Origin of the sequence: Kitasatospora sp. NPDC059803 (assembly GCF_042732255.1) — a bacterium.
Lineage (GTDB): Bacteria > Actinomycetota > Actinomycetes > Streptomycetales > Streptomycetaceae > Kitasatospora.
In genome coordinates this window covers 1-845 of sequence record NZ_JBHWIJ010000574.1, presented here as the reverse complement: position 1 = coordinate 845, position 845 = coordinate 1, and the positions used below count along the sequence as shown (strand labels likewise).

1 protein-coding gene is annotated in these 845 nt (G+C 70.2%); it reads right to left on the bottom strand.

The window, feature by feature from the left end:
• Positions 1-141: 141 nt before the first annotated feature.
• Entirely contained in the window at positions 142-576 is a 435-nt protein-coding gene (locus ACFV6I_RS39590) for a hypothetical protein (RefSeq protein WP_063346949.1), read from the bottom strand.
• Positions 577-845 lie beyond the last annotated feature (269 nt).

Sequence of the window (845 nt, the reverse complement as noted above, 5' to 3'; positions counted from 1 at the left end):
GCGGTCGCCCCGGCCCTCGCGGAGTTGCTGCCGCCCTAGGGGCTCCCCCCCGCAGACGTCTCGGGGGGGGGGGGGTCCGCCGCCGCGCGGCGCCCCCCCCCCTCCGGCGTGTGGCGGACGCTATCCGCCGTGCGGTGGACGCTATTCGGCGAAGGCCGCGAGGTGCTGGGTGAACCCGCCCTGGACGGGCGGCAGCGGGCGCGGCTCGACGTCCACCGGCGGCTGCGGCCCCTCCATCGGCAGCAGCCGCAGCTCGGGCTGCTCGGAGCCGGGGGCGGACAGCAGCCGCACCCGCGTCCCGACCGGGACGGTGCTGCGCAGCCCGTCGACGATGCACCAGACGTCGAAGCCCTCGGCCATCCGGATCAGGGACTTCTGGCGGACCAGCGGCGTCCGGGCCTGCTCGACCTCGCAGCGTCGGACGACACCGGTGCCCTCGCTGGGCTCCAGCCGCAGCTCGGTGGAGCCGCAGGTGGGGCAGAGCAGCCGCTGGAAGGTCGGGTTGCAGCACCACGAGCAGCGCTGGAAGTACAGCGTGGTGCTCCGGGTGTCGGCATCGATGGCTGAGTGGACCACGCTGTCATCTCCCTGCGCTCGGACCGGCTTGTTCGGCAGAAGTTCGGCAGAAAAAAGGATAGGGAACTCAGTGCCGCCATGTGAAGGCACTGAGTTCCCTTTTTGCCGCGTGGGTGCATAATGAAGGGTACTGAGTACCGTCGTGAAACAGGAGTGGCGATCATGAGCCAGGAGTTCGATCTCTTCCGTATCTCCGAGGAGCACGAGATGCTCCGTGAGGCGGTGCGTTCGCTGGCCGAGGCGAAGATCGCTCCGTTCGCGGCGGAGGT